8 protein-coding genes and 1 pseudogene are annotated in these 6,045 nt (G+C 51.2%); 2 read left to right on the top strand and 7 right to left on the bottom strand.

What is annotated here, in order from left to right:
- Nucleotides 1-46 precede the first annotated feature (46 nt).
- A complete protein-coding gene (locus ACVCAM_RS25785) occupies nt 47-289 on the top strand; it encodes a hypothetical protein (protein WP_176450295.1) in 243 nt (80 codons plus the stop codon).
- 55 nt (nt 290-344) lie between these two features.
- Here ACVCAM_RS25785 and ACVCAM_RS25790 read toward each other — a convergent pair whose 3' ends face one another.
- The 5 genes from ACVCAM_RS25790 to tap all read right to left on the bottom strand — a co-directional run bounded on the left by ACVCAM_RS25790 (nt 345) and on the right by tap (nt 4,837).
- Nucleotides 345-962 carry a DUF2913 family protein gene (locus ACVCAM_RS25790; protein WP_063941969.1) on the bottom strand — a complete coding sequence of 206 codons (618 nt, stop codon included), beginning with the start codon at nt 960-962 and terminating at the stop codon, nt 345-347.
- Nucleotides 963-1,088: 126 nt separating this feature from the next.
- Nucleotides 1,089-1,910 (bottom strand): hypothetical protein, encoded by an 822-nt coding sequence (locus tag ACVCAM_RS25795; protein ID WP_063941968.1) that lies wholly within the window; start codon nt 1,908-1,910, stop codon nt 1,089-1,091.
- 96 nt (nt 1,911-2,006) lie between these two features.
- A complete protein-coding gene (locus tag ACVCAM_RS25800) occupies nt 2,007-2,912 on the bottom strand; it encodes a hypothetical protein (RefSeq protein ID WP_063941967.1) in 906 nt (301 codons plus the stop codon).
- A 988-nt stretch (nt 2,913-3,900) separates the two neighbouring features.
- Nucleotides 3,901-4,776 carry an incFII family plasmid replication initiator RepA gene (repA, locus tag ACVCAM_RS25805; protein ID WP_163277218.1) on the bottom strand — a complete coding sequence of 292 codons (876 nt, stop codon included), beginning with the start codon at nt 4,774-4,776 and terminating at the stop codon, nt 3,901-3,903.
- The gene (tap, locus tag ACVCAM_RS25810; RefSeq protein ID WP_071667455.1) at nt 4,757-4,837 is read right to left on the bottom strand and encodes a RepA leader peptide Tap; all 81 of its coding nucleotides are present in this window, start codon (nt 4,835-4,837) and stop codon (nt 4,757-4,759) included. The genes repA (ACVCAM_RS25805) and tap overlap by 20 nt, the downstream gene beginning before the upstream one ends.
- Nucleotides 4,838-4,890: 53 nt before the next feature.
- On the opposite strand from tap, the pseudogene ACVCAM_RS25815 reads away from it, so the two are divergent.
- A pseudogene (locus ACVCAM_RS25815) lies at nt 4,891-5,003 on the top strand (replication protein RepA).
- Between the two features lie 61 nt (nt 5,004-5,064).
- On the opposite strand, the gene repA (ACVCAM_RS25820) reads toward ACVCAM_RS25815, so the two are convergent.
- Complete coding sequence (gene repA, locus ACVCAM_RS25820; RefSeq protein WP_057064915.1) at nt 5,065-5,322, bottom strand: replication regulatory protein RepA; 258 nt, start codon at nt 5,320-5,322, stop codon at nt 5,065-5,067.
- Nucleotides 5,323-5,473: 151 nt separating this feature from the next.
- Nucleotides 5,474-6,016 carry a phospholipase D family nuclease gene (locus ACVCAM_RS25825; RefSeq protein WP_447093738.1) on the bottom strand — a complete coding sequence of 181 codons (543 nt, stop codon included), beginning with the start codon at nt 6,014-6,016 and terminating at the stop codon, nt 5,474-5,476.
- Nucleotides 6,017-6,045 lie beyond the last annotated feature (29 nt).

The raw sequence follows: 6,045 nt of genomic DNA on the forward strand, positions 1-6,045 counted from the left end.
GATCTGAACATAAAACACTATCAGTAAGTTGGAGTCATTACCCACTTTGCAAGTGAGAAAAGACTGGTCTAAAGGAGTTAAAATCAATCCTGAACACACGGGCGAAATAATAAACATTACTGCAGCGAATGTGTTGATCAAAAGTGACAAAAATCAGGCCATTTTTTATGGAGCGGATAGGGCTATGCAGGGCGGAATCAATACCTTTGCCCTTAATGATAAGGTTCGATTCACGCCAGAAGCAAGCTCCGCAAAATATCCTAATGCAAAGAATATAATGAAGCTTTAATACCTCAGTAATGTCATGAAAATGACCGGTCTGACTGAAGACGATCTGGCACAGATCAGCCACTAATCACCTTTTCTGGCACTCCCTGTCCGGCTATAAGCGTATACTGGTGGGGCAGGGAGGCACCAGACTCAGGCTCTGCTTGCCAGCCACAGCGATGAAACAGCTTCATCACCCCCGCTACGTTTCCCGTCAGACGCGCTGTCAGCGGATTTATCTGTTGGCCGCTGTCGTCAAAAGCGACATCGAGGTTGGCCCGTGAGAGATAAATGCCGTTCACGCCCGCACTGAGCGCCACAGCATTCCGGCCGGACCATTCCCGATCGCTAAGCAGACGGTAGTTCCAGTGCATATCTTTCGCTGTTTCCAGCGCATAGGTCAGCCGGAACAGATCGTTCTGTTCAGTCAGCTCGCCAGTGCAGGAGCGCCAGAGGTAATTCAGCTTGCTGGCCAGCTTCGCGCTGACGCCCAGCTGGCGTCCCTGTTTCAGAAGCCACTCGATATCGGGGGCAACATCACGCGGAAAACGCCGTTGCTTCAGTGCGGTAGCCAGCCAGCGTGTGAGAAAAAGGTTTTCCTGCGCCGGTGATAACACATCACCTTTTTGTCTGGCCAGCGCAAGCGCCACCAGGGCACACCAAGCCAGGTGGCCCGATTTTTCTGTCAGCGTCACTGCGTGTCCTTCTCCTTTCTGTTCCTGGTTGTTCATGCATCACTCTGGCATATTTTAACCGTAAAGGAGGCAGCCAGTCATATGAAACTAAGCGATTACTATAAATTTATTCAATGCCTTCCATAGTTAATCAGCTAAAGAAATGAATATACGTTCACTGTCATATATATTTATTATCCTTTTGGTTTTATCTTTATTCCAGTGACAACGACCTGCAAAAATAATTGCAGCCCCTTCGAGACTTTCAGAATCTGAAATATTAAATTTTTCGATTATTGCATCACGCAGATCGCCTAAGGGTATTCCAACATCCCTGCATTCAGCAGGATTAAGCCATTCAATATCATTGTTCGAGTTATATAGCGTCCCCCAGTAAAACCTGAGTGCATTTTTAGTCATGGGTTCAGCATCAGGAAATTTCACAAATAAATTTTTGGCTTTATACTTGAAGTCGCCGAACGGGATGATCGTATCAGACGTCGCCAGTCCTGTCCCCCGGATTAAGCTGTGCAGTATTTTTTGAAGTGAAACTGTCGGAACTCGCTTTTGTTCTGACTTTATGGTGTGAGCTTTATTGTGCCCCGTCCCGGTTATCTCCGTTTTCCCGCTTAAACCAGACGGTTCGCTGCCTGCTGAAGAAGCACTGTCAAAATTGAAGCTTATTTTAATTGTATCTGACTCTGCGATTATCTGCTGAACTTCAGAAGCATTTCTGACTTCCCTTTGTCGTTGCGGTGAGAGTGTACTTTCCCTGCAGGTGCAGTACCGGGACCCAAAACAGGCCTGTTTACCATCAACACTTTTTTTTCTGTAGAATGCCTGTTCACGGCAACCAGGGCATACCAGTGAATGCCTTAATTTCTCTATTTCTTTCTCAGGTAATTTTTGGAAATCGATAACTGAGTAGCACTTATCGACACCACCAAAAGTACAAATACTATTAAACATAGTAAAGTCACCTCCTGTTATTTTGTTATTTAAAAGATAATTAAAATCCCCTCAATATAACACATTACTTTTTCTCTCTTACCTGTTGTGCCCTTCTCAGCGCATAGCCCAGGCGTAATGTTTTTCCGCATAGTTGTACAGCCGGTAAGAGTTCTGTTCGTCGCCACCAATAAAAATACCGTTATCCATAATCCCCTCGGCCAGCCGCTGCGTATACCGGTGCGCAGCCTCATCCAGCTCTGCCCGGCTTCCCCATGCCCCCTGTTGCTTACGCCAGTTCAGCCTAACGGCTTTCAGCAGGCGGCACATCTGCTGGCAGATGAAGTAGCAGGCGACGACGTTGCGCGCATCCCCCACAAAGACCACATCGCTGTCCGGGTGCATCATTTCGTTCCACAGGTAGATATCGTAGCAGCCCAGCATCATGGCCACGCGTTTTGCCACGAAACCGCCGTACCAGTAATACGCGGTGCGGGGGATGTTCAGGCGGCGGCTCTCGGCAATATTACCGGTATGGAATGACAGCAGGCCAGATTCCGTCAGTTCCCGGACCAGCACCTCCAGAGCCCTGTGCCAGGCCCCGGTTTCACTGCGCTCAGACAGTGCTGAAAAGTACCGGCTAACAATGCCGGCAATCTGCTGTTCCGGTACGGCGTCACCATTCTCCGTCTGAAGGGACAGTTTACGACACAGTTCCTCGCGCTCCACCAGGGCATTCAGCATGGCATCAGTTGTCACGTTCTGTGCGGTGGCCAGTGACGCGACACGTTCACGCAGGTCGTCAGAGAGAAAGACGCCAGCCCCGGCGGCGACCGCCGACGGTATCCTGACGCGGCGTGTTACGGGCTTGTAGATTTCGCCGGTCTCCGGCCTGATTTTCAGGCCAGCCTTAAGCCAGCGGCTCAGCTCCTGGGGAAGGATATCCGGATTGTCCTTAAGAAAACGCGCCCGGTTTCCGCGCGCCGTTCCGTACACGCTGTCAATGTAGTCGGTCAGCAGCATAACGATATCCACAGAAGTGTTTATAAACACAATTGTTTATATCACATGCATACCGGACAGGCGAGCAGTGCGCAGCCTGTCCACTGAATGCCGCTTTAGCGGCATGGAGGCGCCTGCTGGTATTGAATATGGCACTGTGAGTGAGTGGCGCCGTAGCCCGGCGCAGCCGGTTACGTTATTGATAGGTTCCAGCAATCCATCCCTTCCCCCTGCTAGACTAAAACCCGCTGAAAGCAATGCAGAAGCTTTTGTGCGGCGTCGGAGTGGTCCCGACAAGGCTTTGCCGCAGTCGGGGCGTATCTCCGCGTTAGCGGGCCGTGAGGGCCGCTTACGGGCGTGTATACAATAACTCCAGCGACACCACTTATAGCGACTCATAATCCTAGTTACAACATCCATCATTAAAAGCGACGTTGTTCCGGGCCTTCGGCCCGGGGCGGCCTCGCTTTTCAGTGGTGGGGAGGGGCTGTGAGGGTTCATGCAGGCACTGTTCCTGCTTTTGTGTAAGTATTTTGAATGTTGTAACTATATGCGCTGTGCCGGGGCCCGTCGCGTAGCGATGGGAGCTACTTAAGGTAGTTGCCGAACCGGCGCGGACGTGAGTCCGCTGCAAGGGCGGGCATTCTCAGGAGCCTGTCCACAGGTCAGGCGACGAACAGGTTATATACTTATATGAATGAAATAAAAGATATTTAAAAGAAGTACAGAGCAGGTTTTTAAAGGAAACCACGCACTTTGAAATCAGGTCGGCTGGCGCTCTGTAAGCATAACGGTTGTAACCTTATGGAAAGGTCCCTTGCAGTTATTTGTGGGTAACTGAATTCAGCGACCGGAAATGATGCTGGCGAGGCAATTTCTGGCCATTCTGATGGCGGAATGGGATGAATGTCAGGAAGGACGGTCGTCATTTCGTGCAGAAAACCGTCAGTCGGGAGCTGCAGACGTGCGAAACCCTCCGGCGCCAGCCGGATTTTTCACACAGGAAGGGTTATATGGGGACGGTGGCCAGCCGCGTGTAGTTGTTATCACGCGACATCAGCATGCGCTCTTTCACGCGCCGCTCCAGCTCCCGCTTCATGGCATCAAGACCGCCGGTGAACCGCCCGCTGGCGTATTCCCGCGTCAGCTGTTGCTTCACCAGTGTCACAATGTCCTTACGGGTTCTGTCCGAGTCACGACGTGCACGGGCGCGTTTCAGGCCATGTAGCTTACGCTCGGACTGGTAACTGCGGAACCGTTCGCGCACAAAAAGCCAGGCCTTCGCTATCAGCTCGTCCATCTCCAGTGGCTTCAGGTTCTGCTTCTTACGCTGCTGATTTTCCCATTCGACGCGGCTGCGGCGTGCAGCCACAACAGCCACGTCAGAGACATCGAGCGCCGAGAACAGTGCCGGCGTGAAGGTGATATCTGTCGGTATATTGCAGCCTATCTGCGGGTCATACTCGGTCTGGTAGGTAATCAGCCCCAGCTCCGCCATAAACTTCAGTGCCCGTGTGGCACGGGTGATAGACAGATTGCCACTTTTTGACTCGGTGGCCAGACCGCACTCGATGGCCAGATTGGTAATAGAGCGCTGTGCACGATTGGCCAGCGGGTCATAGTGGAAGCACAACCCCTGGAGCAGCGCATCGATGGCTCGACGACGCAACAACGGCGGCATGCGATGACGTTTACCCAGCGAGCGAACGAACGCCACATGGACGGAAAAGTCAAAACGGGACGTGAAGCCCTCAGCTTTCGCCATCAGCTTACGACAGAACGGCAGGGTCTTTTTCCCCTCGCGCGGCGTGAATACCGGATTCGGGTTTTTGACCTGACGATAATGGGAGAACAGGGTCTGAGCGTCAGTCACACCTTCCCGCACTTATGTTGCACGGAAGGAGCACTGAGCACAGAAGGTATTGCAGTTTTCTGAGCATGCACATATACTCCCCGTACAGAGCAACAGCTTCTGTACGGTTTAGTTAGAGCCCCGGTAATCTTCTTCGTCGCCAAACATAGAAAGATTATCGGGGTTTCGTCTTTTCTGGTTCCGGGTAGACACCTCATCAGAACCAGTTCCCTGCCACCTTGCGGCGTGGCCAGCCATGAAATACATCAGACGATCAGTAATCTAGCACTGAGGTACTTCTTAAGCAACAAATGTGACTTGTTACTTTTTTAGTTTACGCAGTTCTTCCTGTTCAAGGAGGAACTCAAATAACTCAGCCTGAGTCATACCGTACTCGGAGCAAAGAGTATCAAGCGTGTGCTTATTAGCATTCTGAATGAATACCGTAACAGCTTTATGCGTATCCTTTTTACGGGATACCGAACGCTGTTTGCGTTCACCGGATGACAATGGTTGCCCTTTTCGATAAGGCCTCTTTTCTTTCGATGAGGAAGTTACTGCATTTCCGACCTGCGACATATTTGCCTCCTCAAGGATCAAGCAAGGATCGTTTGCAGAGGATACTACAGATTCGTGAAATCAGCGACTTAACTTTACGCGAAAGAGTGAGCCATGTTGGCGCATGACTCACCTGAATGGATGTAGATTGCAGATCACATTACGATGCTGATTAGTATGAAGAATGCCACTCCGTTCCCCCGTCCCAGCGCGACTGCCAGTGCTGAAGGTAGGCTTGCGCCACTTCCGGCACGTCCTTAATCACCAGCACATTCTCGCTATTTCTCGAGGCCGCAGAGCGGGTCATATTAAAGCTGCCTGACTCAACCGTATGATTATCAACAATAATGACTTTATCGTGCATGATGGCGTAGCGACCGTTGGTACGCAGCGGAATACCGGCATTCACCACAACATTCATCGCCGACTGGCTGGTTTTGTTTCGGTTCCCTTTCTCATCGAGCACTATCTTCACATCCACACCCCGGTGTTTTGCTCTGACAAGTGCGCTAACCACCTCAGGAGACGTAAATGAGTAGCCCATCAGCCGAATTTCGTGCTGTGCTGACTCAATAGTCTTAAGGACCAGCTGCAGTGCCGTTCCTTCCGGAGAAAAACCCGTCTCGATGCTGGCGGCATACGCTGCCGGTGCGGGGGCATAAAGGGCCAGACTGAGCAGCCCTGTCACCAACCATCTGCAGGGGCACTGTTGCAAATAGTCGGTGGTGATAAACTTATCATCCC

It is taken from the genome of Enterobacter sp. CFEC122 (genome assembly GCF_052983755.1).

What these genes read in the sequence shown, in the direction of transcription:
- tap (WP_071667455.1), bottom strand. Translation starts at nt 4,837, where the DNA reads ATGTGCATGCTCAGAAAACTGCAATACCTTCTGTGCTCAGTGCTCCTT.
- repA (WP_057064915.1), bottom strand. Translation starts at nt 5,322, where the DNA reads ATGTCGCAGGTCGGAAATGCAGTAACTTCCTCATCGAAAGAAAAGAGG.
- ACVCAM_RS25795 (WP_063941968.1), bottom strand. Translation starts at nt 1,910, where the DNA reads ATGTTTAATAGTATTTGTACTTTTGGTGGTGTCGATAAGTGCTACTCA.
- ACVCAM_RS25800 (WP_063941967.1), bottom strand. Translation starts at nt 2,912, where the DNA reads ATGCTGCTGACCGACTACATTGACAGCGTGTACGGAACGGCGCGCGGA.